This window comes from Kitasatospora sp. NPDC059599, from assembly GCF_042735125.1.
GTDB lineage: Bacteria > Actinomycetota > Actinomycetes > Streptomycetales > Streptomycetaceae > Kitasatospora.
The window spans coordinates 1-24,530 of the sequence record NZ_JBHWCL010000150.1 but is presented as its reverse complement, the minus strand read 5'-3'; the positions used below and the strand labels follow the sequence as shown (position 1 = coordinate 24,530).

General features: G+C 75.0%; 20 protein-coding genes. 11 read left to right on the top strand and 9 right to left on the bottom strand.

Annotated elements, in window-relative coordinates; translation table 11 throughout:
• A partial coding sequence (locus ACFV04_RS35740) for a hypothetical protein (RefSeq protein ID WP_380535094.1) occupies nt 1-252 on the top strand: 252 nt, incomplete at its 5' end.
• Nucleotides 253-409: 157 nt separating this feature from the next.
• Complete coding sequence (gene polX, locus ACFV04_RS35735) at nt 410-2,137, top strand: DNA polymerase/3'-5' exonuclease PolX (RefSeq protein ID WP_380535092.1); 1,728 nt, start codon at nt 410-412, stop codon at nt 2,135-2,137.
• 265 nt (nt 2,138-2,402) lie between these two features.
• Here polX and ACFV04_RS35730 read toward each other — a convergent pair whose 3' ends face one another.
• Entirely contained in the window at nt 2,403-3,281 is an 879-nt protein-coding gene (locus ACFV04_RS35730) for a carbohydrate kinase family protein (protein ID WP_380535090.1), read from the bottom strand.
• 3 nt (nt 3,282-3,284) lie between these two features.
• On the bottom strand, nt 3,285-4,310 hold the full coding sequence (locus ACFV04_RS35725) for a pseudouridine-5'-phosphate glycosidase (RefSeq protein ID WP_380535088.1): 1,026 nt from the start codon (nt 4,308-4,310) through the stop codon (nt 3,285-3,287).
• A gap of 148 nt (nt 4,311-4,458) precedes the next feature.
• On the opposite strand from ACFV04_RS35725, the gene ACFV04_RS35720 reads away from it, so the two are divergent.
• Entirely contained in the window at nt 4,459-5,361 is a 903-nt protein-coding gene (locus tag ACFV04_RS35720; RefSeq protein ID WP_380347543.1) for a LysR family transcriptional regulator, read from the top strand.
• Nucleotides 5,362-5,564: 203 nt separating this feature from the next.
• A complete protein-coding gene (locus tag ACFV04_RS35715; protein WP_380535086.1) occupies nt 5,565-7,229 on the top strand; it encodes a peptide-N4-asparagine amidase in 1,665 nt (554 codons plus the stop codon).
• A 429-nt stretch (nt 7,230-7,658) separates the two neighbouring features.
• On the opposite strand, the gene ACFV04_RS35710 is transcribed toward ACFV04_RS35715, so the two are convergent.
• The gene (locus ACFV04_RS35710) at nt 7,659-8,348 is read right to left on the bottom strand and encodes a response regulator transcription factor (protein WP_360258073.1); all 690 of its coding nucleotides are present in this window, start codon (nt 8,346-8,348) and stop codon (nt 7,659-7,661) included.
• A gap of 197 nt (nt 8,349-8,545) precedes the next feature.
• Between ACFV04_RS35710 and ACFV04_RS35705 the strand changes: the two genes are divergently transcribed.
• Nucleotides 8,546-10,144, top strand: a complete 1,599-nt coding sequence (locus ACFV04_RS35705) for a purple acid phosphatase family protein (RefSeq protein WP_380347541.1) — start codon at nt 8,546-8,548, stop codon at nt 10,142-10,144.
• A 190-nt stretch (nt 10,145-10,334) separates the two neighbouring features.
• Here the strand turns inward: ACFV04_RS35705 and ACFV04_RS35700 are convergent, their stop codons facing one another.
• On the bottom strand, nt 10,335-11,573 hold the full coding sequence (locus tag ACFV04_RS35700; RefSeq protein WP_380535083.1) for an ATP-binding protein: 1,239 nt from the start codon (nt 11,571-11,573) through the stop codon (nt 10,335-10,337).
• Nucleotides 11,574-11,734: 161 nt separating this feature from the next.
• On the opposite strand from ACFV04_RS35700, the gene ACFV04_RS35695 reads away from it, so the two are divergent.
• Nucleotides 11,735-12,298 carry a hypothetical protein gene (locus ACFV04_RS35695; RefSeq protein ID WP_380535082.1) on the top strand — a complete coding sequence of 188 codons (564 nt, stop codon included), beginning with the start codon at nt 11,735-11,737 and terminating at the stop codon, nt 12,296-12,298.
• Between the two features lie 213 nt (nt 12,299-12,511).
• Entirely contained in the window at nt 12,512-13,348 is an 837-nt protein-coding gene (locus ACFV04_RS35690) for a (2Fe-2S)-binding protein (RefSeq protein WP_380535080.1), read from the top strand.
• Nucleotides 13,349-13,638: 290 nt separating this feature from the next.
• Here ACFV04_RS35690 and ACFV04_RS35685 read toward each other — a convergent pair whose 3' ends face one another.
• The 5 genes from ACFV04_RS35685 to ACFV04_RS35665 all read right to left on the bottom strand — a co-directional run bounded on the left by ACFV04_RS35685 (nt 13,639) and on the right by ACFV04_RS35665 (nt 20,496).
• Nucleotides 13,639-14,691, bottom strand: a complete 1,053-nt coding sequence (locus tag ACFV04_RS35685; protein WP_380535078.1) for a hypothetical protein — start codon at nt 14,689-14,691, stop codon at nt 13,639-13,641.
• A gap of 299 nt (nt 14,692-14,990) precedes the next feature.
• Nucleotides 14,991-16,589, bottom strand: coding sequence for an alpha-amylase family glycosyl hydrolase (locus ACFV04_RS35680; protein ID WP_380347536.1), 1,599 nt, complete (start codon nt 16,587-16,589; stop codon nt 14,991-14,993).
• A 306-nt stretch (nt 16,590-16,895) separates the two neighbouring features.
• Nucleotides 16,896-17,516 carry a bifunctional 4-hydroxy-2-oxoglutarate aldolase/2-dehydro-3-deoxy-phosphogluconate aldolase gene (locus ACFV04_RS35675; RefSeq protein ID WP_380347535.1) on the bottom strand — a complete coding sequence of 207 codons (621 nt, stop codon included), beginning with the start codon at nt 17,514-17,516 and terminating at the stop codon, nt 16,896-16,898.
• Entirely contained in the window at nt 17,513-19,195 is a 1,683-nt protein-coding gene (locus ACFV04_RS35670) for an amidohydrolase family protein (protein ID WP_380535076.1), read from the bottom strand. Before ACFV04_RS35670 ends, ACFV04_RS35675 begins: the two co-directional genes overlap by 4 nt.
• Complete coding sequence (locus ACFV04_RS35665; RefSeq protein ID WP_380535075.1) at nt 19,195-20,496, bottom strand: amino acid deaminase; 1,302 nt, start codon at nt 20,494-20,496, stop codon at nt 19,195-19,197. The genes ACFV04_RS35670 and ACFV04_RS35665 overlap by 1 nt, the downstream gene beginning before the upstream one ends.
• A 269-nt stretch (nt 20,497-20,765) precedes the next feature.
• On the opposite strand from ACFV04_RS35665, the gene ACFV04_RS35660 reads away from it, so the two are divergent.
• The 4 genes from ACFV04_RS35660 to ACFV04_RS35645 all read left to right on the top strand — a co-directional run bounded on the left by ACFV04_RS35660 (nt 20,766) and on the right by ACFV04_RS35645 (nt 24,051).
• Nucleotides 20,766-21,995: a sugar kinase gene (locus tag ACFV04_RS35660; RefSeq protein ID WP_380347532.1), complete on the top strand. Its 1,230-nt coding sequence runs from the start codon at nt 20,766-20,768 to the stop codon at nt 21,993-21,995.
• Nucleotides 21,992-22,741: an IclR family transcriptional regulator gene (locus ACFV04_RS35655; protein WP_380347531.1), complete on the top strand. Its 750-nt coding sequence runs from the start codon at nt 21,992-21,994 to the stop codon at nt 22,739-22,741. The genes ACFV04_RS35660 and ACFV04_RS35655 overlap by 4 nt, the downstream gene beginning before the upstream one ends.
• A 28-nt stretch (nt 22,742-22,769) precedes the next feature.
• Entirely contained in the window at nt 22,770-23,198 is a 429-nt protein-coding gene (locus tag ACFV04_RS35650) for a RidA family protein (RefSeq protein ID WP_380347530.1), read from the top strand.
• A gap of 133 nt (nt 23,199-23,331) precedes the next feature.
• Nucleotides 23,332-24,051, top strand: coding sequence for a DUF2470 domain-containing protein (locus tag ACFV04_RS35645; protein ID WP_380535072.1), 720 nt, complete (start codon nt 23,332-23,334; stop codon nt 24,049-24,051).
• The last annotated feature ends 479 nt before the right edge of the window (nt 24,052-24,530 follow it).

Sequence of the window (24,530 nt, the reverse complement as noted above, 5' to 3'; positions counted from 1 at the left end):
GGCCCGGCGTCCCGGCCCCGGGGCGAGGCCGCCGGACCCGGCCGCGGCCGGGTGGTGATCCGGATCTCGGACCGGGGCGCCCACGAGCTCCCCGAAGCGCGCGAGTGGCTGCTCGCGGGCGTGCGGCCCGGCGGCCCGGTGGGGCCGGCCCTGCACAGCCTGGTGCTGGCGGCGGGCGGCCGGCTCGCGGTCGAGTCCACGCCGGGCGGCGGGCTGACCGTGGTCCTGCTGCTGACCGTCGCCCACGACTGACCGCGCGCCCCGGAGCGCCGGAACCGGGACCGCACCCCGCCTCCGCAGCACGGCCCCGCCACCGTCGCAGCCCGCCGTCGCAACCCGCCCCCACGGCGGCCCCGGAGCGGACGCCGCACACCCGGCGGGCCCGCCCCGCCGAACCTAGACTTGCCCCATGCCCCGGCTCAACGACCAGGTCAGGGAGCTGCTCCAGGAGTACGCCGACCTGATCAACATCACCGGCGGGGACGCCTTCCGGGCCCGCGCCTACGAGAAGGCCGCCCGCGCGGTCGGCGGCCACCCCGAGGACCTCGCGGGGCTGGACGTCAAGGGTCTGCAGCGGATCCCCGGCGTCGGCAGGTCCACCGCCGAGAAGATCGCCGAGTACCTCTCCGCCGGACGGATCGCCGCCCTGGAGTCCCTGCGCGCCGAGATCCCGGCCGGCGTGCGGGAGATGACGGCCGTCCCCGGCGTCGGCCCCAAACGCGCCCTGGCCCTCCACCGCGAGCTCGGCATCGCCTCGGTGGACGAACTCGCCGAAGCGGTCCGCGCCGACAAGCTGTCCGGGCTGGCCGGCTTCGGCGAGCGCAGCGGCGAGAAGATCCTGCACGGCATCGAGCTGATCCGGCGGTCCGGCGGCCGGACCCTGCTGGACACGGCCACCGAGCTGGCCGAGCAGCTGGTCGCCGCGCTCTCCGCCGTCCCCGGCTGCACCCGCTGCGCGTACGCGGGCTCGCTGCGCCGGATACGCGAGACGGTGGGCGACATCGACGTGCTCGCGACCGCCGAGGACTCCGCCCCGCTGATGGCCGCGCTCACCGGACTCCCGTACGTGGCCGAGGTGATCGGGAGCGGGACGACCAAGACCTCGGTGCGCACGACGCGGGGTGTCCAGGTGGACCTGCGGGTCGTCCCGGAGGAGGACTGGGGGGCGGCGCTGGTCTACTTCACCGGCTCGAAGGCGCACAACATCAAGCTGCGCACGATGGCCGTGCGGGCCGGGCTGAAGCTCTCCGAGTACGGACTGTTCGAGGTCGACGGCGGCGCCAAGGTGGTCTCGCGGACCGAGGACGAGGTCTACGCGGCGCTCGGCCTGCCGTGGATCGCGCCGCCGCTGCGCGAGGACCGGGGCGAGATCGAGGCCGCCCTGGACGGCGGACTCCCGGACCTGGTGCAGGAGTCCGACCTGCGCGGCGACCTGCACACGCACACCGACCTCACCGACGGGCTGGCCACCCTGGAGGAGATGGTCGACACCGCCGCCGCCCGCGGCTACTCCTACTTCGCCGTCACCGACCACGCGCCGAACCTGGTGATGCAGCGGATGACGGACGAGAAGATCCTCGCCCAGCGCGACCGGCTCCGCGAACTCGCGGGCCGGCACCGGAAGTTGCGGCTGCTTCACGGCACCGAACTGAACATCGACCCGGAGGGCGGGGTGGACTGGCCGCCCGGGTTCCTGGCGGGCTTCGACGTCTGCGTGGCCTCCGTGCACTCGCACTTCGCCCTCGACCGCGCCGCCCAGACCCGCCGGCTGATCCGCGCCTGCGAGAACCCGTACGTGCACGTCATCGGGCACCTCACCACCCGGCGGATCGGCAGCCGCGGCCCGATCGACGTCGACCTGGACGCGGTGTTCGAGGCCGCCGCGCGCACCGGCACCGCGATCGAGATCAACAGCTCCCCGCAGCGGCTCGACCTGCGCGACGAGGACGTCCTGCGGGCCAGGCGCCACGGCGTCCGGTTCAGCGTCGACAGCGACGCCCACGCCACCCCTCAGCTCGCCTACCCTCGCTTCGGCATCGGCACGGCGCAGCGCGGCTGGCTCACCGCCGAGGACGTGATCAACACCTGGACGTGGCAGAAGCTGAAGCACTTCCTGCGTAAGGACGCCGTGCGCTAGGGCTTGTCTGACAATTCCCGCCGCGCGCACGACGCCGGGCATCCTCCCCCAGCCTTCGGCCGGGAGGTACCCCCACCTGGACGCACCGCCGAATCGTCCAAGTACGTCCAGTACGAGGACGCTCCGACGGCACGCCCAGCCGGGCGCCCAACGCCACGCGCTGATGCGACGCGAATTGTCAGACAAGCCCTAGCCGTACTGCCCCGCAGGGACGCCCCGTGCCGATCACGCGGGGCGTCCCGCGTCCCTGCCCGCCGGCGGTCCGCTACCCCTCGCCGCAGGAAGCCCCCGGCGACGCCAGCACCCGGGCCGCGCTGCGGTGCCCGAGCCCGGCCGCCAGCCGCAGGTCCCCGGTCTCCAGGAACCCGGCCAGGAACCCCGCCGCGAAGGCGTCCCCGGCCCCGGTGAGGTCGCGCACCTGCGCCACCGGCGTCACCGGCACCGTGAACGGCTCCTCGCCGGGCACGTCCACGGTGGTCGCCGCGGCGCCCGCCTTGGTGACCACCGTGGTGGCGGCCAGCCGGTCGCGCTCCGGTCCGGGCAGGCCGTCGACCAACAGGCCGAGGTAGGCGGACTCGGAGCGGTTGGCGAACACGAGGGTGGGCGCCAGCCCGGTCAGCAGGGCGAGGAAGCGCTCCCGTCCGTACTGCTCCAGCATGCCGGTCGAGGAGGCGTCCACCGAGGTGGTGCCGCCCGCTGACCGGACCCGGGCGAGCGCGTCCACGGCCGTGCTGCCGACCGGCTCGCCGTCGAAGGAGTAGGCGGGCACGTGCAGGTGGGTCAGGTCGGCCAGCCACTCGTCGGGGACGCGCTCCAGCAGCGTGGCGGCGCCCCGGTCGGGCAGCATGGTCCGCTCGCCGTCCCGGTCGATCAGCACCACGACGCTGCCGGTCCGGCCGCGCCGCGAGACCCGCACGTCGACGCCGTGGCCGGCGAGTTCGGCCACCACGCCGTCCCCGACCGCGTCCTCGCCGACGCAGCCGAGGAAGCGCGCCGGGTACTGCCCGGCGGCGAAGCGGGCGACGTTGGCGGCGCTGCCGCCGCGCCGCCGGAAGACCCGGGCAGCGGAGTCGGTGCCGTGCCGCAGCGGGCCGTCGACCCAGACCACGACGTCCTCGACGAGGTCGCCGAGCACCCCCAGCACGGCTCAGGCCCCGCTCTGGGCCGCATCCGCGGCAGCGGCAGCGTCCACGGCAGCGGCAGCGGTCGGAGCGTTGGCAGCGGCGGCGGCAGCGGCCAGAGCGGTGGCGATCTCGCCGCCGAGGCGCACGTTGCCCCGGTAGACCTCGACGTTGACCTCCAGGCTGCGGCCCCCGGTGTCGCGCTGGATGTGGTCGAGCAGGAAGGGGGTGGAGGCGTTGCCGGTGATGCCGCGGCGTTCGGCCTCGGCCCGGGCGCGGGCCAGGATGCCGTCCAGTTCCTCCGGCGGCAGCTGCTTGGCGGGGTCGACCGGGTTGGCGATCAGGACGGCCTGCGGGAGGCCGAGCCGGTCGCGGGCGTCGATGACCCGGGCGGCCTCCTCGGGCGACTCCACGCTGAAGTTGATCTCGTGGCCGGAGTCGGTGACGTAGAACCCGGGGTACTTGCGGCTGCGGTAGCCGATGACCGGGATGTTGAGGGTCTCGAAGCGCTCCAGGGTGGCCCGGATGTCGAGGATCGACTTCACGCCGGCGCTGACCACGGTGACCGGGGTGGCGGCCAGGGTGGTCATGTCGGCGGACTCGTCGAAGCTCTCCGAGGCGCCGAAGTGGACGCCGCCGAGGCCTCCGGTGGAGAACACCCGGATGCCCGCGCGGTGGGCCAGGAAGGCCGTGGCGGCGACGGTGGTGCCGCCGTGCCGGCCGAACGCGGCGACCACCGGGAGGTCCCGCAGGCTGACCTTGTCCAGGCCGTCGGTGGCGGAGAGTTCGGTGATCTGCCCGGTGCTCAGACCGACCGTGGGCACCCCGGCGTGCACGCCGATGGTCGCCGGGACCACGCCCGCGGCCCGCAGCCGCTCCTCCGCCTCCAGCGCGACGGCCAGGTTGCGGGGGCGCGGCAGGCCGTGGGTGAAGATGGTCGATTCCAGGGCGACCACGGGCCGGCCGTCGGCGAGGGCCCGGACGACCTCCTCGGCGACGTGGACGGCGGGGGACGCGGGAGCGGCGGGGGTGCTGGGCGGAAGTCCGGTCATGATGCGAACTCTCTGTGAGATGCCACTGCGGTGGGGCAACGTGGTGCTCAGCGTATGGACGGTCCGCATCGGGAACCAGCATGAGTCCTGGGGCTTCCGATAGGCCCGCGCCTATTGGTTCGTCCACCCTTCGCCTACCCTGACGGGCATGGGTCTCACCTTGCGTCAGCTGGAGGTCTTCCTGACCGTCGCCGGGACACTGCACTTCGGGCGGGCCGCCGAACGGCTGCACATCTCGCAGCCGACGGTCAGCCAGGAGGTCGCCCGGCTGGAGCGGACCGTCGGCGTCGAGCTGTTCGACCGCAGCCGCCGTTCCGTCGCGCTCACCGAAGCGGGCGAGGTGATGGCCGCCGAGAGCGCGCGCCTGCTCGGCCAGGCCGAGGCGCTGCTGACCCGGGTCCGGCTGCACGAGGAGTCCCGGCTGCGCACGGCCCGGATCGTCGCTTCGCCGAGCGTGGCGAACCGGCTGCTGCCCGCCGTGGTCAGCCGGGCCGAGCAGGAGCTGCCCGCGCTCGACACCGCCGAACTCGCCGTGGACACCGGCCAGGTGTCCGCGACCCTGGCCGCCGAACTGGCCGACGTCGGGCTCGGCCGCTTCCTGGACGAGACCGACGGCTACCGGCTGGAGCGGATCGCCGACGAGCCGGTGCTGGTGGCGCTCGGCCGGGACCACCCGCTGGCCGGCCGGACCGGCCTACGCCTGGCCGAACTGCGCGACCTGCCGCTGCTGTTGTGGCCGCGCGAGCAGCACCCCCGCTACTACGACCACGTGCTCGGCCTGTGCGGGGACCACGGCGTGGACCCGCCGGTGCTGGTCAGCCCGCCGCGGATCGTCGGCTCCCGGCTGTACCTGCTGGCCCGCAACCGCGCCTTCTCACTGGTGCCCGGCTCGATGAGCGGCCACCTCACCGAGGACGTGGCGACCGTACGGCTGGAGGGACGGGCCACCCTGCCGCTGGAGATGCAGTGGCGGCTGGACGACCACCGGCCCCGGCTGGCCGCCCTGCGCGACCTCATCCGGCAGGAGGCGGCGGCGCTGGAGGAGCGGTAGCCGCTGCCCGGCCACCGCGGTCCCGGCTGCCCGACCATCGCGGTGGCGGTTGCCCGGCCACCGCGGTCCCGGCTGCCCGGCCATCGCGGTGGCGGTTGCCCGACCACCCACCCTTGACGCTGGCATGCCACCGCCGGGAGGATGCCGGATCATCCCTCCGGCCCGCGGCAGTGCCCCGGGCCGCCCGACCCCGGGGATCCGCCTTGGCCCTGCGCCCGCTGCTCCGCCGCGCTGCCGGTCTACTCGGTGCCGCCGCCCTCGCCCTCACCGGCACCCTCACCGCCGCCGGCCCCGCCCGCGCCGACTTCGGCACCGACTACCACGACCCGGTCACCGCCACCAAGCCCCTGACCCGGCCCGACACCCGTTCCTGCACCGTCGAGGCGATGCACGCGCGCGAGTTCCGCAACGGGTACGGCAACCCGCCCGACACCCCGTACACCGCCACCCTCACCCCACCTGCCGCCTGCGCCGGGCCGTGGTCCGCAGTGGTGCTGGACCTCCACGGGCAGGTCGCCGGGCGGCAGTTCGACCGGATCTTCAGCGTCCGCGTCGGCGGCGTCCAGGTACTCCTCTCCTCCACCCCGGAGCCCTCCAAGGACGGCATCGAGTGGAACGTCGAGCACGACGTCACCCGCTACGCCGCGCTGTTCGCGTCCGGCCCGCAGGATTTCTCCTTCGACCTCGCCAACGTCACCGACGACACCTACACCGGCGTCTTCACGATCAGCGCGAACCTGACCTTCTACACCGCGGACGCCCGCCGGCCCGCCGCCCGCGGCGCCGACCGGGTGCTCACCACCGGGCCGTTCGCGCTCACCCGGACCGCCCCCACCGCCGACCGCGGACTCACCTTCCCGCAGAACCTCGAACGCCTCACCGCCGAGGTCTACACCCGGGGCGGCGGCGCCTGCGAGGAGTTCGCGTACGCCTCCGCGCCGGACGCCTTCGTCGCCGCCAACCCGGGCCTCGGCCTCTGCGGCAACGGCCCGTTCCGCGAGCTACGGCTCACCGTCGACGGCCGGGTGGCCGGCGCGGTGTGGCCGTACCCGGTGATCTACACCGGCGGCTGGGACCCGCTGCTGTGGCGGCCCGTCCCCGGCGTCTTCGCCTTCGACCTGCCCGCCTACCGGCTCGACCTCACCCCGTACGTCGGCCTGCTGCTCGACGGCCGCCCGCACACCGTCGGCGTCACGGTGAACGCGGCCGAGGCGCAGAGCAACGACGTGTGGACCGGCCAGATCAACCTGTTCGCCGAGGTCGACCACGGCAGCACCCGCACCACCGGACAGCTCACCGACCAGCGGGTCGCCCCCGAGGCCGCCGTGAGCACCGCGCTCGCCGACCACGGCGGCGGCAGCGGCGACTGGACCGTCACCGCCGCCCGGCACGACCTCGCCCGGGGCTGGGTGCAGACCTCGCACGGCCGGATCACCACCGAGGTCCGCGACGACCTCTCCTTCCGATCCGGCCAGCAACTGCGCGACAGCGGCAACGACGTGACGCTGCACAACACCACCGACCTCACCCGCACCACGTCCACCTGGGGCGGCGGACCGCACCGCACCACCACCGTCCACGAGGGCGAACCGCTGGACGTCAGCTACAAGGTGAGCCACGACGCGGCCGGCAACACCGACCAGACCACCGCCATGGACCTCGGCTACCACCGCGAGGCCACCACGGCGACCGGCGGCCACGTCACCGAGCGCTCCACCGTCGACCACACCCTCCGCCCCACCGCCCGGCGCCACGACGGGGACCGCAGCGTCCGCACCGGCAGCAGCACGGAGGACTACCGCAGCACCGGACCGGAGGGGCCCTACCACCGGACGCTGAGCTTCGTGGACGGCTGGCCGCAGCCCTGAGCCGCGGCGCGACGCGACCCGACATGATCGATTTGCGAAAATTGCCCGAATTCATGCCGTACACCCCTGGTGCACGCGGCGTGGGAGGCGCATGATGGGAACTGGACCTGCGAGGTAGCTGAAGGAAGTTCGACCGCAGGAGGCAGTGGCGACAGGTCGAGACGGATCAGGGTCTGCCGCTGGTTTTCTACCTCGGTCGACGATCGAACTACCGGCCGGAGGACGACGAGTCCGGAGGCCGCCCCCACCTCGTAGGTTCCGCGCGTCCACGGAGCATCCCCTCGACTCCGTGGACGCGCTGTCCGTGTCCGCGGGCCGGCACCGACCGGGCGGGCCGCCACTCCGGCACCGGCCGTTCCCGAGAAGCCGGGCCGCTCCCGCGACACCGGGCACCACCCCCGGTACCGTCCGTCACTCCGGCACGGCCCGCTACCCGGGTACGGCGTAGCCCATCTCCCAGGCGTGCACGGCGATCCCGACCCGGTTCGCCACCCCGAGCTTGCGCTGGATGCTGGCCACGTGGGTCTTCACCGTGCCGGGCGAGATGAACAACTCCGCGGCGATGTCCGCATTGGTGCGGCCCGCCGCGACCTGCCCGGCGATCTCCACCTCCCGCTCGGTCAACGGCACCGCCGCCGCGGGCCCCCGGCGCCCGGGCCGACGCGGCGCCGTCACGTGCCGCAGCAGCCGGACCGTGACCGACGGGCTGATCAGGCTCTCCCCGTCCGCCGCCGCCCGCACCGCCTCCGCCAGCAGGGACGGACCGGAACGCTTCAGCAGGAAGCCCGAAGCCCCGTGCTGCAGAGCCGGATAGACGTACTCGTCCAGGTCGAAGGTGGTCAGCACCACCACCCGCACCGGGTCCGCCACCCCGGGACCGGCCAGCCGCCGGGTCACCTCCAGGCCGTCCATCCGCGGCATCCGGATGTCCACCAGCGCGACGTCCGGGCGCAGTTCGGCCGCCAGCTGCAGCGCGGCCAGGCCGTCCGCGGCCTCCCCCACCACCTCGATGTCCGGCTGGGCCGCCAGGATCCGCCGCACACCGCGCCGCACGGCCTCCTGGTCGTCCGCGATCAGGGTGCGGATCACCCGCGGGCACTCGCCGTTCGCGCTCGTCACGCCCAGCAGTCTGCCACGCGGCCGGTCGGCGGGCCGTCCCGCCGACCGGACGGCGGGATCGCAGGTCGCCCGGCGGGATCGCAGGTCGCCCGGCGGGATCACGGGTCGCCCGGCGGGAGCGGCAAGCGGCCGCCCCGGCGGGAAAGTTCACGCGGCGGCCCCGGCGCGGTTCACCTCCGTGCGGTGGGCTGACCGCCATGAACGCTTCCAGTGGACGTCTCCTCGTCAGCCGGCGCGGGCTCCTGGCCGGCGCCTCCGGCCTCGGCCTCGGTGGCGCCGTGTCGCTCTCCGGCCTCGCCGCCGCCCCCGCCGCAGCCGCCGACCCCGCCGCCTCGCCCCTGCTGTGGCAACGGCCCGGGCGCTCCGGCGCACCGCGGGTGGGCGGTCTGCACCTCCAGTTCGGCCCGGACGCCTCGCGCGAGGTGGTGGTGTCCTGGCACACCACCCGGTCCGTCGCCAACCCCCGGGTGATGTACGGGACTTCGAACGGCGGCTTCGGCCGGACGGTGCAGGCCGCGACCCGCACCTACCGAGACGCCGCCTCCGGCACCGAGGTCCAGGCGCACCACGCCCGGATCACCGGCCTGCACCCGGACACGGACTACGTCTACGCCGCCGTCCACGACGGCACCACACCCGAGCTTGGCACCGTCCGCACCGCCCCACGCGGCCGGGCCGCCTTCACCTTCACCAGCTTCGGCGACCAGGGCACCCCCACCCTCGGCAGGAAGACCGCCAACGGCTACGTCAACGACAACCTCGGCAGCCCGGCCGCCGGCGACACCACCGCCGGGGTCGAACGGATCGCCCCGCTGTTCCACCTCCTCAACGGCGACCTCTGCTACGCGAACATCGCCACCGACCGGGTCCGCACCTGGTCCGACTGGTTCGAGAACAACACCCGCTCCGCCCGCCACCGCCCCTGGATGCCCGCGGCCGGCAACCACGAGAACGAGAAGGGCAACGGCCCGGTCGGCTACGGCGCCTACCAGGCCTACTTCGACCTGCCGGACTCCGGCTCGGACGACGAACTGCGCGGCCTCTGGTACTCGTTCACCGCCGGATCGGTGCGCGTCATCAGCCTCAACAACGACGACGTGGCGTACCAGGACGGCGGCAACTCCTACCTCCACGGCTACTCCGGCGGCGCCCAGCAGCGCTGGCTGGAGCGCGAGTTGGCGACGGCCGACGCGGACCCGGAGATCGACTGGATCGTCGTCTGCATGCACCAGGTGGTGATCTCCACCGCCGACAGGTTCAACGGCGCCGACCTCGGCGTGCGCGAGGCCTGGGTGCCGCTGTTCGACAGGTACGGCGTCGACCTGGTGGTCTGCGGCCACGAGCACCACTACGAGCGCTCGCACCCGATCCGCGGCCAGCAGCCGACCGACACCCGCACCCCCGTGCCGGTCGCCACCGGCACGAGGACCATCGACACCACCAAGGGCACCGTCCACATGGTGATCGGCGGCGGCGGCACCTCCGCGCCGTCCAACCAGCTGTTCTTCGACCCTCCGAAGGCCCGCGTCATCACCGGCGTCGGCGCCGCCGACCCGGCCACCGGCAAGCGCCCGCCGGTGTACGTGGTCGAGGACGCCCCGTGGTCCGCCTTCCGTGACGCCGACAACCCGTACGGCTTCGCGTCCTTCGACGTCGACCCGGGCCGGCGCGGCGGACAGACCACCATCGACGTCACCTACTACTCCGTCAGCGGCCCGTACGGCGACCTCGTCCCCGTCGACCGCTTCACCCTCACCCGCCCGCGCGGCGCCCGCGGCGGCGGCCGGGGTCGCTGACCCTCCCCGCCGCGGGCACGTACACCCCGCGCGCCGCACGACACGCCCCGTACGTACGCCCCACCCCACGCGACACGCCCCGGCCTGCCCCGGCCGGCACCGCGCGCGACACGCCCCGGCCCGCATCGCGCGCACCGCACCGCGGCGGCGCCGGACCGGGTCCGCACCCCGGGCCGGCGCCGGCCCCGCACTACCGCCCCGGCAGCGTGCAGCTGACCTGCCAACCCGCAGGCTCGACCGGTCCCGTGGTCAGCGAGCCGCCGTGGGCGGCGGTGCGGGCGGCGAGACCGGCCAGTCCGGTGCCTCCGGAGCCCGGGCGGCGGCGCAGCAACGGCTTGCGGGCGGGGCCGCCGTTGTCGGTGACGGTCACCACCACGGCGCCACCCCGTCCGGGGGCCACCCGGACGGCGACCTCGGTGGCCTGCGGGGCGTGCCGGCGGATGTTGGTCAGGGACTCCAGGACGACGGCGTAGGCGGTGGCCTGGGTCTCGCCCGGGAGCAGCTCGGCGGTGTCGGGGGCCAGGTCGACGGTGGCGCCGGTCCCGCCCGTCGCACCGAAGCGGGCGACCAGCTCGGGGAGGTCGGCCAGGCCCAGGCGGCGCGTCGTCGCCCCCGGGGACCGCTCACCCTGCCCGTCCGACCCGGTCAGCCCGTCGTCCCGCCCCTGCGGATCCCGTAGGGCCCCGACCATCTCGTCCATCGAGTCCAGCGCCCGCAGCCCGGCCTCCTCCAGCCGACGGAGCAGCGCGGCGGTCTCCTCCGGTTCCTGGCAGGGGAGTTGGCCGGCCTGGGCCTCCAGCACGATGCCGGTGATCTCGTGCGCGACGAAGTCGTGCAGCCCCCTGGCCACGTCGAGCCGCTGCTCGCGCCGGGCCCGTACGACGGCCCGCTCCCGGCGGGCGTCCAGCACGCGCAGGTAGAGGGCCGCCCCCGCGACCCCGAGCACCGGCAGCAGCGAGATCAGCAAGCCGATCACCGGGCCGGCCGCGCCGCCCTGGGGCGTCCGCAGGGCGAACCGCAGCGGGAGCACGACCGCCGCGAGCCCGACCGCTCCGCCGACCGGCCCGGCCCACCGGTCGGGCAGCCGGCGGACGGCCCGGAACAGCACGCCGAGCAGGGCGAGCCACTCGAAGGGCAACCAGAATGCGGGCAGCCGGTACGGCCCCGGGTAGAGCAGGTCTAGCAGCAGCGACGCGCCCGCCACCGCCCCGGCCTCCGCGCCGACCGCGACCCGGCCGATCGGCCACGGCAGGACGGCCACCACCGCGGCGGCCGCCGCCATCAGGGCGAGCAGCACCGCCGGGCCGTGCTCGCCCGGGTGGGCGAGGGCGACGGGCGCCGTCAGGACCAGCCCGGTGACGACGGCGAACGGGCGCCGTAACCGGGCGCCGCGGGGCCCGGCCGGCCTGGACGAGGATTCGGTGCGCACCCGGCCGAGCCTACGGGGCAGCTCTCCCGGGGGAGGCCGGGCTCCTCCCCGGGAGGGAGCAGGACGCCGTCAACTCCCCTCCGCAGCGGGAGGCTTGCCCGGCCGGGCTGCAGCAGACTCGTGGTCGTCGAAGCAGTCGCCCCGAAGGAGGACGAACCGTCATGAACCGCCGACTCGCCACCGCCGCCGCCTCACTCCTCCTGCTCGCCGCGGCGGTCGCCACCGCCGCCCCGGCCTCCGCGGCGCCCGGCTCCGCAGCGGACCCGGCCGCGGCCGCGGGCGCCCCGACGGCGGTGAGCGTGCGCGGCACCGGGGACACCGTGCTCACCTCCGCGTTCCGCGACTTCGCCGGCGACCCGGTGCGGATCTCGGTCGACGCCCGCGCGGCCTCCTCCATGGACCCCGGCAGTACCCGCGGCCACTTCCACGTCCGCCACGTGCACGCCGACGGCCGTCTGGTCGCCGACTTCGAGGGGGACATCACCTGCCTGGCCGTCGGCGGCCGGGAGGCGATCGCCACCGGTGTGATCACCAAGGGCGAGGCGCCGTGGTTCCCGGGCCTGGAGCCGGTCGGCCAGAAGGTGTCGGTCTCGGTCGAGGACGACGGCCGGCACGGGGACCGGCTCGGCTGGGTCTGGGGCGCGCTGGGCCAGCCGGTGTCGGACTGCCAGGGCACGGTACCGTTCATCCGCACGACCGGTGGCGACTTCACCGTGCGCGGCTGACACCCGCCCGACCAGGGCCTTCCGAGGCCCGCGAGGGTCCCACCCGGCTCCGCTCGGGCCCGCTCGGGGCGGCGGCCGCGCACCGGCGCGCCGCCGTCCGGCCGCCGCCCCGAGCACCCGGACCCTGGAGGCCCCGATGTCGCCCGACCGCCCGACCGCACCCGGGCCACCCGAAGCCGGCGCGGGGTTCAACGACCCCACAGGGGAGGGCCGTTGAACTCCGCGCCAGACCCGTCCCGGGCCACCGCGAACCGTTCCCGCGGAACCGCGAACCCGTCGCGCGCCACGCCCGGTGCCGCGCGCCCGACGTCCGACGCCTCGCACTCCGCGCCCGGGCCGCTGCCCGACTACCGGCGGCTCGCCGCCGTCGGCCCGTACTTCGCACTGGACACCTCCCCCGGCGGCGCACCGCCCGCCGGCTTCCGCCCGCTGTCCGAGCTGTACGGCACCGGGCCGGACGCGCCGCTGCGCGCGCGCATCCGGGTGGTGACACAGCGGCTCGGCACTGCCGAACCCCGGGTCGCCGCCTCGATCCTGCACCTGGGACTGGCCGCCCGGTTCTGGTCGGTGGGCCTCGGATCGGCCGTCCTGCTGGGTACGGTCCCGACGCTGGACCACGCGTGGGTGCGGATCCCGGACCAGGGCCCGATCGACCTCTGGACGCCACCGGAGCCCGTCCGCCCGGACGCGGGAACGCTCGCCGACCAGCTCCACACCGCCGTCCTGGTGGGCCACGTGGAGCCGCTGGCGGCTGCCGTGCGGGCCGCCGCCCCGCTCTCCCCGCGCCTGCTGCTCGGCAACACCGCCTCCGCGCTGGCCGGGACGCTGCGGGTACTGGACTCCCACGCGCCGGGCGCGGCCGGGGCGCTGGTCGCGGAGCTGCTGGACCGCCCGCCGCTCGCGGGTTCCGGCACACTGCGCACCGGCCCGCGCGGCACGGCGTTCCGGCGGAACAGCTGCTGCCTCTACTACCGGGTCGGACCGGGCGCCGGTCTCTGCGGGGACTGCTGCTTCACCGAACCGCCCGCGCTGCGGAAACCGAACCACTGACGGCGAATACCTGGACAGCTGAAGGTCATGCGCGCCACCGCGGTCGCACCGCCCCTCCCGGGCGTCACACCCGCACCACGACCCGGTCCACCGCCCCCGCCTCCGCACCCTCGCAGCCCGAAGAGTTCGAGGAACCCGAGGAGTCCGAGGAGCCCGGGAAGTCACACTGAGCCGCCACCGCGGCACACGCGTCGGCCCGCGTCCGGCTTGTCCAGGGCCGGGCGCGGGCCGTGAATCCCCACCCGGTGCCGATGCCCTGGCACCCGGTGAAGCCTCCCGTGGGGGCGCGGTCAGACCGCGACCGCCTCCTCCATCTCCTCCTCGGCCTCCGCCGGGGTCTCCACCGCCCGGCGCCCGCGGCCCTCGTACAGCGCCGCGGCGACCACGGCCGCCGCCCCGAGCAGCAGCCAGACCAGCAGGGTCACGACGTGCCCGCCGAGGCCCGCGCCGCCGTCGAAGTACATGATGCTGCGCGCACCCTCCAGGAAGCCGGCGCCGGTCCAGAAGCCGTGCAGGGCGCCGAAGAAGCCGTTCTGCAGTTCGGGCCGGTAGATGCCGCCCGAGGAAGTGAAGTTGAGCATCACGAACAGCACCATCAGGGCCAGCGTGGTCCACTTCTTCAGGAAGGTGTGCAGGCCGGTGCCGATCAGCAGGATGCCCGCCGAGTAGAGCCAGCCGAGCACCCAGATCGCGGCGAGGTCGTGGTCGACGACGTGGAACACCGGCCCTGCGGTGACGATCCCGATGACGCTGACCACCAGCGAGACGGCCACCCCGGCCAGTGCCCGGACGGTCATGCTCAGCGCGGCACCGGCGGCGCCGATGACCGCGACGCTCGCGTACGAGCCGATGCTCAGCGCGACCAGCAGGAAGAACAGGCCCTGACCGGTCGGGTCGCCCGCGGCGGGGGTGGTGAGGTCGGTGACGTGCAGCGGCACGCCCTGCTTGTCGGTGACGGTGGTGAACACCGCCGTGGCGGCCACCACCGAGGTGTCCGAGTTCCCCTTGGCCACGATCAGCTCGGGGCTCCTGCCGTCGGGGACGAAGGCGCCGACCAGGTCGCGGTCGCGCAGTTGCCGCTCGGCGGCGGACCGGTCGTCGACGGTACGGACGTCGAGCGCGTTCCCGGCCTTCTCCTGGATGGCCTGCGCCAGTCCGTGCGCCTGCGGCGTGGTGCCGACCACGGCGACCTTGAGGTGGTGCGGCTCGGGCTGGTGGAAGGCGCCCTGGTAGGCGAGCGCCATGCCGAGGCACATCAGCAGCGGGGTGATCAGGTGGACGGCGAGGTGCTTGAGCGAGTGCCCCGTGGTGGGCGCCGCGGCGGGGTTCTGGGGTGTGCTCATGGCGTGCGTACCGTCCTCCGGTGGTGTCTCATCCTGCAAAGAAGGTGGCAAATGCAACCATTGCACCGGGGAGCGCCGCGCAATACAGGTGGCAAATGCAACCATCTATGGATGTAGCTTACAACTATCCGGCATCGGGCGGAAGCCGGCCCCACCACCGGTACCGGCCGACCGCCTTCCCGCCCGACCGAGCACCCCCGGCCTCGGCACCCCTGCCCCGGGCACCCCCGACCGAGCAGCCCTGCCCCGGGCACCCCCGACCGAGCACCCCCGACCGAGCAGCCCTGCCCCGGGCGCCCTCAGCCCAACTCGAACACGCCGTACGAGAACCCGTCCGCCCGCAGCTCCCCGTCCGTCACCCGCACGCCCTGCGCGTCCAGCGGCCGGATCCCCTGCGGCACCTCCGCAAGCACCTCCGACAGCCGTACGATCCCCGGCTCCCGCCGCGGGTTGACCGCGACCAGGTACCGCCCGGACCGGGTGTACACCAGCGGGTACCCGGCCTGCCTGACCTCCGCCCCGCCGGCGGAGCCCAGCCCCGGGTGCGCCCGGCGCAGCGCGATCAGCCGCCGGACGGTGTGCAGGAGCGAGGTCGGATCGGCGCGCTGGGAGAGCACGTCCGGGCGGTGCGGGTCCGGGTCCACCGGCAGGTACAGCCGCTCGGGGGGCGCGCTGGAGAAGCCGGCCGTGGGGCCCGGCGTCCACTGCATCGGGGTGCGCGAACCGGCCCGGTTGAAGCGCGGTCCGAGCACGCTGCCCTCGGTGTCGGGCAGTCCGGGCTGGTAGCGCATGCCGATCTCGTCGCCGTAGTAGACGGCCGGGAGGGTGGGCCAGGTGAGCAGGAAGGCGAACGCGGGGGCGAGCTGCTCGGCGGTGCGCGGGCCCGCGGCCAGCCGGGAGAAGTCGTGGTTGGCGGTCGGCAGCACGATGTGCCCGCTGCCCTCGGTGAGTTCGGCGGCGGAGCGCCAGGCGTCCAGGAAGGGCTGCGGGGTGCCCCGGCCCTCGGCCTCGAAGTAGCAGGACTCCTGCTGCCAGAACTCCTCGACCGTCCCGCCGTTGTTGTTCCAGAGGCAGCGCAGCGGGAGCCCGTTGTCCTCGCCGCCGAAGTGCAGGAAGAAGTCCGCGTGGAAGCCGGCGGCGACGGCGGCGGACGGGTCGCCCCACTCGGCGAACAGCGCGGCCCGGGGGTGGTCGCGGTCCAGCCAGTCGCGCAGTCCGGTCCAGAGCTTGGCGGTCTCGATCTTGCCCGGGTCGTCCTTGACCAGCGAGTACGCCATGTCCACCCGGAAGCCGGACACGCCGACGCCGAGCCAGTGCGCCATGATGTCGCGCAGCGCCGCCCGGTTGGCCCGCGGGCCCTCGGCGTCCACCGGCTGCCGCCAGGGCTCGTCCGGACTGCTGCGCGCGTAGCCGAAGTTGAGGGCGGGCTGGCAGTCGAAGAAGTTCGGCCGGTACCAGCCGGGGCGGCTGCCGGGCGAGGCGACGAAGCCGTCCACCCGGTGGTCGGACCAGATGTAGCGATGGTCGGACGGGTCCTCGGCGGCGGCCAGGAACCAGGGGTGACGGTCGGAGGTGTGTCCGGCGACGAGGTCCAGCAGGACCCGGATGCCCCGGCGTCGGGCGGCCTCGACCAGCGCGGCCAGGTCCTCGGTGCCGCCGTAGCGCGGGGCGGGCGCGAAGTAGTCGGTGATGTCGTACCCGGCGTCGCGGAACGGCGAGGCGAAGCAGGGGTTGAGCCACACCGTGTCGACGCCGAGCCAGGCGAGGTGGTCGAGGTGGTCCGTGATGCCGGCGAAGTCGCCGATGCCGTCGCCGTCGGAGTCGGCGAAGGTCTGCGGGTAGATCTGGTAGAGGACGGCGTCGGCGAGCCAGTCGGGGCCGGGGCGGGTCGAGGTCATGGGCGGGTCCTCCTGCCGGGTCCGGGGCCCGGGGTGCACCGGGCGGGGCTGAACCGGGCCGGACTCGGCCGGGGCCGAGCCGGGTGCCACCGATTCTCGTCCAATCCCGGCCGTCCCGACAGCCCGCCCGACAACTCTCCCCGACGGCCCGCCCCGACGGCCCGCCCCGACGATTCGCCCCCGGCAGCCCTCCCCGGTAACCCGCCCGACGATTCGCCCCGGCTGCTCCGCCGTACGCCCCGGCCTCCACACCCCGGACCGGCCACCGTCCCGGCCTCCACACCCCGGACCGGCCACCGGACCGACCTACGACGCTCCGCACGCCTGCGTGAACGCCCGGGCCCGCCGGGTGATCTCCGCCCAGTCCCCCGCCGCGACCGCCGCCGGCGGTACCACGTCCGTCCCGGCGCAGACGGCGAGCGCGCCCTGCGCCAGGAACTCGGCGGCGTTGCCCGTGTTCACCCCGCCGGAGGCCACCAGTGGGACGTCCGGGTACGGGCCGCGCAGGTCCTTGAAGTAGCCGGGGCCGAAAGACCGGGCCGGGAAGATCTTGACCGCGGCCGCCCCCAGGTCCACCGCCCGGGCCACCTCGGTCGGGGTCAGCGCCCCGAGCACCACCGGTACCCCGGCTGAGGTCGCCGCCGCCGCGACCTCGGGCCGGCAGCCCGGGGTGACCAGGAAGGAAGCCCCGGCCGCGGTCCCGCGCTCGGCCTGCTCCGCGGTCAGCACGGTGCCGACGCCGACCCGGTGGCCGGCCTGCGCGGCACGGCGCAGGTGCCGGGTCACGTCCGGCGTGGTGTAGGTGAATTCGGTCCACCGGATGCCGCCCGCGGCGAGCGCGGCGCACAGCGCGGCGGCGTCGGGGATGTCCGGCGCGCGGACCACCGCGATCACCCGGTCGTCCTGCAGGGCGGAGAAGGAGTTCATGCGGCTCGGGTTCCTCGGTCGGTGCGGCGCAGGGCGCGCCCGGGCCGGGCGCCGGTGGTGCGGCCCTGCCGGACGACGGCGGTGCCGTTGACGTACACGGACTCGATGCCCTCGGCGGGCCGCCGGGGGTGCTCGAAGGTGGCGGCGTCCCGGACCCGTTCCGGGTCGAGGAGCACCAGGTCGGCGTGGTGGCCGGGGGCGATCAGTCCGCGCCGGTGCAGACCCAGCCGGGCGGCGGGCCGGCCGGTCATCCGGGCGACCGTCTCCTCCAGGGTCAGTACGCCCAACTCCCGGCTGTAGTGGCCGAGGTAGCGCGGGAAGGTGCCCCAGGCACGCGGGTGCGGCCGGGCGCCGACCAGCAGTCCGTCGCTGCCGACGGTGTGCGCGCGGTGGCGCATGATCGCCCGGACGTTCTCCTCGTGCCCGACGTGCTGGAGGATCGTGGTGGCCAGCTGGTCCCGGCGCAGCAGGTCCAGGAAGACCTCGGTTCCGGTCCGCCGTTCCTCGACGGCGAGTTCGGCGACGGTCCTGCCGACGGCCGGTGCCAGCTCCGCGGACCGGACGCCGGAGATCTGGATCGTCGTCCAGTCGGTGACCACGCCGTGGCAGCCGTCGCTGCCCTTCTCCTCCACTTCGTACCGGATCCGGGCGCACTCCGCCGGGTCGGCGAGCCGGGCCAGGGTCGCCGCCGGGCCGCCCTCGGTGGCCCAACTCGGCAGCAGGGCAGCCAGGGTGGTGGAGCCGGGCAGGTAGGGGTAGCTGTCCAGGGTGAGGTCGACGCCGTCGGCGAGCGCCCGGTCGACCAGTTCCAGCAGCTCGCCGGCCCGGCCCCGGTTGACGCCGAAGTTCATCGTGGCGTGGGTCAGGTGCAGCGCGCAGCCGCTCTGCCGGGAGATCTCCACCATTTCGGCGTACCCTTCCAACGCGCCTTCCCCGTAGGAGCGTTGGTGCGGAGCGTGGAAGCCGCCGTAGGCCGCGACGATGGTGCAGAGCTGGACCAGTTCGGCGGTGTCCGCGTAACTCCCGGGCGTGTAGCTGAGACCGCTGGACATGCCGACCGCGCCGTCCAGCAGGCTTTTCGCCAGCACCTGTCGCATCCGGTCGAGTTCGGCCGGGGTGGGTGGCCGGTCGGCCCAGCCCATGACGAGGGTGCGCAGCGTGCCGTGTGGGACGAGGTAGCAGGCGTTGACGGCGACCCGGGTGCGGTCGATCCGGTCCAGGTAGCCGGCGACGTCGCGCCAGTCCCAGTCGAGGTCGGCCGGATCGCCGTTCCAGCCGGCGAGTTGGCGGCGCAGCGCGGGCAGCGTGGTGTCGTCCACCGGGGCGTAGGACAGGCCGTCCTGGCCGAGGACCTCGCAGGTGACGCCCTGGGTGACCTTGGCCGGGTGCTCGGGTTCGAGCAGTAGGGCGAGATCGGAGTGGGCGTGCATGTCGATGAAGCCGGGGGTCAGGACCAGTCCGTCGGCGTCCACCACGTCGGGTGCGTCGAGGCGCCCGCCGATCCCGGTGATCAGGCCGTCGGCGATCCGCACGTCCGCCCGGTAGCGGTCGGCGCCGGTGCCGTCGACGACGGTGGCGCCGCGGAATACCGTCGGGCCCGGCGCGCCCGGCGTGCCCGGCGTGCCCGGCGTGCCCGGCGTGCCCGGCGTGCCCGGTCCGGCCGTTCTCGCCCCGGCCATCAGAAGAACGTCCTGACCAGTCCGGTGACCTTCGGCTCGGCGGCGTCCGCGGAGTCCAGCACCGGGATCGCCGTCCACTTGTCGAAGGCCGTGCACGGGTGCGACACCCCGAGGCGCAGTACGGCGCCGATCGGCGCGAGGTCGCCCGCGTCGCGCAGGAAGGCGTGCTGGTCGTTGAGCGCGGTGATCCGTGCCGTCGTTCCGGTCAACTCGACTCCGCCGCGCACTCGTTGCGGCTCGGGCAGGCCCTCGTCGAAGGGCAGGTCGCGCTTTCCGGCGTCCAGCAGGGCGAGTTGCGGTTCGGGTCGGGAGACCACCCGGGCCCAGCCGTGCAGCGCGCCGCGGAACGGTGTCTCGCCGGCGCCCCGGGCGAACGGCGAGACGCCCCGGTAGAAGCCGTCGTCGTGGGCGACGTAGGCGCCCGAGCGCAGCACCACGAGGGTGTCCGGCAGGCCGGCCAACTCCTCGACCACCAGGTCGAAGTAGGCGCTGCCGCCGGCCGTGACCACCGGCGGCGCGTCGTCCGGGCAGGCGCCGGCGAGCCGGCCGTGGAGCAGGGCCAGGGTCCGGAGGTGGCCTCGGACGGCGGCCAGCCCGTCGGCCGTGGCGTCGTGCGCGAGCGCGCCCTCGTAGCCGCCGACGCCGGCGAGGCGCAGCGTGGGGGCCCGTAGTACGGCGGCGGCGACCTCGACGGCGGCGTCCACGCCGCGGGCACCGGTCCGCCCGCCGGGGCCGCCGAGTTCGACCAGCACCTCGACCGGCCGTTCGGCGCCGGCGGCGCGCAGCGCCTCGTCCATCAGCCGCACGCTCTCGGTGGAGTCGACCCAGGAGAGGAAGGCGAAGCCGGGGTCGGAGGCCAGTTCGTCGGCGAGCCAGGCCAGTCCGGCCGGGTCGAGCAGGGTGTTGGCGAGCAGGATCCGCCGCACTCCGAAGGCGCGGGCGACCCTGACCTGGGGCAGGTTGGCGAGGGTGATGCCGTGGCTTCCGGCGGCGAGCTGCGCCTGCCAGAGGGCGGGCGCCATGGTGGTCTTGCCGTGCGGGGCGAGCGCGACGCCCGCCTTGGCGCACCAGTCGGCCATGGTGCGGACGTTGTGCTCGACCGCGGCGCCGTCGAGGGTGAGCAGCGGGGTGCCGAGCGAGGAGAGGGTCGGGCCGTCCGCCAGCCACTCCCGCACGGTACGGCCCCACGACTGCGGGGGAGCGGCCTTGAACCGCCAGTCCAGCGGCTCGTCGGCCAGGGCCGCCACCGCGCCGACGGCGATCCCGGGCCCGGTGCCGCTGCTTGCGAAGGTCTGCTCCACGATCCTCCTTCCATCATGTTGCAACATGCGCAACGCGGGTTGCACATGCTGGCAGCACGGTTCTAGCATCGGCGCCGGATCACGGTCAACGGAACCGGCCCACGCTCCACGGGGAACCGGCTCACGCTCGACGAACCGACACACGCCCGGCGAACCCGGCCCGCACCCTTCGCGGACGGTCGCCGGCGGAGTCGACGCACGGTCAACGGACACGGTCAACGGAGTCGGCCCGCTCCCCGCGGAACGGCCGCAGACGAGGAGCCCCGCACATGCCGCGACAGGACACCCCGGGGGCGACCCGCCCGGGTCCTCCCCCGACGGCCGTGTGCGTGGGCGAGTCGATGGCCGTCCTGCTCCCGGACCGCCCGGGCCCGCTGGAGTCGGTGGCGAACTTCCGGCTCTCCGTCGGCGGCGCCGAGTCCAACGTGGCCGGCGCACTGGCCGCACTCGGCGTGCCGACCGCCTGGATCAGCCGGGTCGGCGCGGACGGCTTCGGCCGGCGGCTGCTCGCCGAGGTCGCCGCCCGCGGCGTGGACGTCTCGGCGGTCGCGGTCGACCCGCACCGCCCGACCGGCCTCTACCTCAAGGAGGTCGGCGGCACCACCGGCCACGACCACGACCTCGGCCCCGGCCGCAGCCGGCTGCACTACCACCGGCGCGGCTCCGCGGCCGCGGCGCTCTCCCCCGCGCTGCTCGCCGACCCGGCCGCCGCCCCGCTGCTGGCCGACGCCCGCCTCCTGCACCTGTCCGGCATCACCGCCGCCCTCTCCGACGACTGCCTCGCCCTGCTGCGCGCCCTGCTGGCCGACCGCCGCCCGGGCCGGCTGGTCAGCTTCGACCTCAACTGGCGCCCGTCGCTCTGGCGCGACCGCGACCCGTCCGTGCTGCCGTCGCTGCTGGACGCCGCCGACCTGCTGCTGCTCGGCGCCGACGAGGCGCAGGCCGCCTTCGGCGCAGGCGACCCCGTCGCACTGCGCCGCCGCTTCCCGACGCCCGCCACCCTCGTGGTCAAGGATGCCGACCGGCACGTCACCGCCCTGGAGCGGGACGGCACGGCGGTCACCGAACCGGCCCTCGCCGTCGAGGTGGTGGAGGCCACCGGCGCGGGCGACGCCTTCGCGGCCGGCTACCTGGCCGGCACCGTCCGGGGCCTGGACCAGCGCCGCCGGCTGCGGCTCGGCCACCTGAGCGCGGCCTGCGCGCTGACCGCCCACGGCGACCAGGCCGAACTGCCGCCCGCCGCCGTGGTGTCGGCCCTGCTCGACGCCTCCCCCGCGGACTGGGCCGCCACCCGGGTCAGCGCGGACGGCATCACCGGCCCCGCCCTCACCGCCGACCGCGCACGGGCCGACGACCCCGCGCAGGCCCGCCACGGCGCACGGACCGGCGGCCCCACCCCCGCCGACGACGCCCACGGCGCCGGTGACCGGACGCCGGGCGCCCGCCCGGGCCCGGGCACAATGAGCGGGAACCCCAGCCCTCGAAGCGGAGCACGATGAGCCAGACCGTCACCCGCGCCCTGCGCATCCTCGCCCAACTCGGCGAGGGCGAACGCTCCCTCGACCAGCTCGCCGAGGTGCTCGGCGTCCACAAGACCACCGTGCTCCGACTGCTGCAGAGCCTCGAAGAGGAACGGTTCGTCTACCGCGATGCGGCCTACCGCTACCACCTGGGCGCCGGCCTCTTCGCCCTCTCCGGCCTGGCCCTGGAGCAGCGCGGCATCCGCCGGATCGCGGCCCCCCACCTGGCCGAGCTGAACGCCGCCACCGGTCAGACCGTGCACCTGGCCGCCTACGAGGGCGGCGAGGTGGTCTACATCGACAAGTTCGACTCCCGCCACCCGGTCAGGATGTACTCCCGGATCGGCCTGCGCGCCGCCCTGCACAGCGCGGCCGTGTCCAAGGTGCTGCTGGCCGACCTGCCCCTGCCGGAGCGGCGAAGGGTGGTGGCCGGGATCGACTTCACCCCGCACACCGAACACACCCTCACCACGCCCGAGGCGCTGCTCGCCGAGCTGGAGAGGGTCGCCGCCCAGGGCTGGGCGCAGGACCACGCGGAGCACGAGGCCTTCATCAACTGCGTCGCCGCACCGATCCGGGACGCCAGCGGCCGGGTCGTCGCCGCCGCGTCCATCTCCGTGCCGGACGTCGTCCTCCCGTACGAGCAGGTGCTGGACCTCCTCCCGCAGCTGCTCGCCACCACCCGCACCGTATCGGCCGACTGCGGTCGCCCCGAACACCCCTGACGAACCGTCACGAGATCCGAGGAGTCCCATGCCCCCCGAGCAGTCCCCGACTGGCGAGAAGACCGAGATCCGCACCGAGGGCGCCCCGGCCCCCGCCTGGACCTTCTCCCAGGGCGTGCGCAAGGGCCCGATCCTGCAGGTCTCCGGGCAGGGCCCGCAGGACCCGGCGACGGGCGAGTACCTCCACCACGGCGACGTGAAGGCGCAGACCCGGCGCACCCTGGAGAACGTCAAGGCCGTCGTCGAGGCCGGCGGCGCCACGATCGAGGACGTGGTGATGTTCCGCGTGTACCTCACCAAGCGCGCCGACTTCCCGCTGATGAACGAGGTCTACGCCGAGTTCATCGAGGAGAACATCGAGCCCGGCGGAGTGAAGCCCTGCCGCACCACCGTCTTCGTCGAGCTCCCGCAGGAGCCGATGCTGGTCGAGATCGACGCCCAGGCCGTCCTCGCCTGACGCCGCGCCGCCCGCTCCGCCGAAGGGCCCGGACCGCCGCCCGTCCGGGCCCTTCGGCACGTCCCGACGCCTGCTTGCCGAACTCCGACGCGAATATTAGGTTAGGCTCACCTAACTATCTGGAGGTCCGTCCATGAGCCAGCCCACCGGCGACACCGAGGTCCCCGAGCCCACCACCGCCGAACGGATCCAGAGCCTGCTCAGCACGACCTCCTCGCTCGTCGTCCGCGCCCTGGGCGAACACCACGACCTCGACACTCCGGTCTCCGTCCACGGCGCCCACCTGCGGATGCGCGCCCCACTGGACGCCCCGCTCACCGTGGCCGCCGCCGACGCCACCGACGGCCTCCCCGTCGTCCTCGACGTCACCGACGTCTCCCCCGTCGCCGTCCGGGACCGCGTCCGCGGCCGGCTCACCCTGGCCGGCCGGCTGCGACTGGCGCACCTCGCCGACGACGGCCTCAGCGTCCACCTGCGCGTGGACGTCGCCCACGCCGTCCTCGCCACCCCGTACGGCACCGGAGCGGTCACCGCCGCCGACCTCTCCCTCGCCGGCCCCGACCCGATGGCCCGCCACGAGGCCGCGATGCTCACCCACTTCGCGGACGACCACGCCGACGCGATCGAGGTCCTCACCCGCCTCCTCGACCCCGTGCTGCTCGCCCGGAACCCGGACGTCCGCCCGCTCGCCCTGGACCGCCACGGCCTGGTGCTGCGCCTGGACCACCCCGACGGCCACCGCGACGTCCGCCTGGTCTTCCCCGAACCGGCCTGCGACACCGAGGACTTCGGCCACCGGATGCACGACCTGCTGGCCGCCGCCCAGTACGGCCTGCCGGCCCACCGCGGCTGACCGACACCCCGTCACCGCTCGCCCGACGAAGCCGGCCCGCTCCCCCTCACCCGACGACCCTCGCCCGACGACGCGGAACCGCCCTCGTCCGACGACCCTCGCCCGACGACGCGGAACCGCCCGAGCCCGGCCGCCGGACCCCCGAACTCCCTACCCGTTCCGGCGCGTTCGGCAGACCCGTCGCCCACCCGCGGTCCCCGGCCGACCCACCGCCCGCGCACGAACCGCCGACGCCGTCGGCCCCGACACCGGCCCGCCCCGCATCGAACCGCCCCGCGCCCCTGCCGCCCCGCCTCCCGGAAGGTCACGCACCCGGAACGTCGCGCCCCGGAAACGTCCCGCCCGGAAACGGCAGCGGCCGGGGCCGGCGGGGGGGGGGGGGGTTTGACCCCCGCCGGGCCGCCCCGGGGGGGGGGCCCCCCCACTGCCCAGCCACCGGCGCCACCCGGTGGGGGGGGCCGCCCGCCTGTCCCACCCGC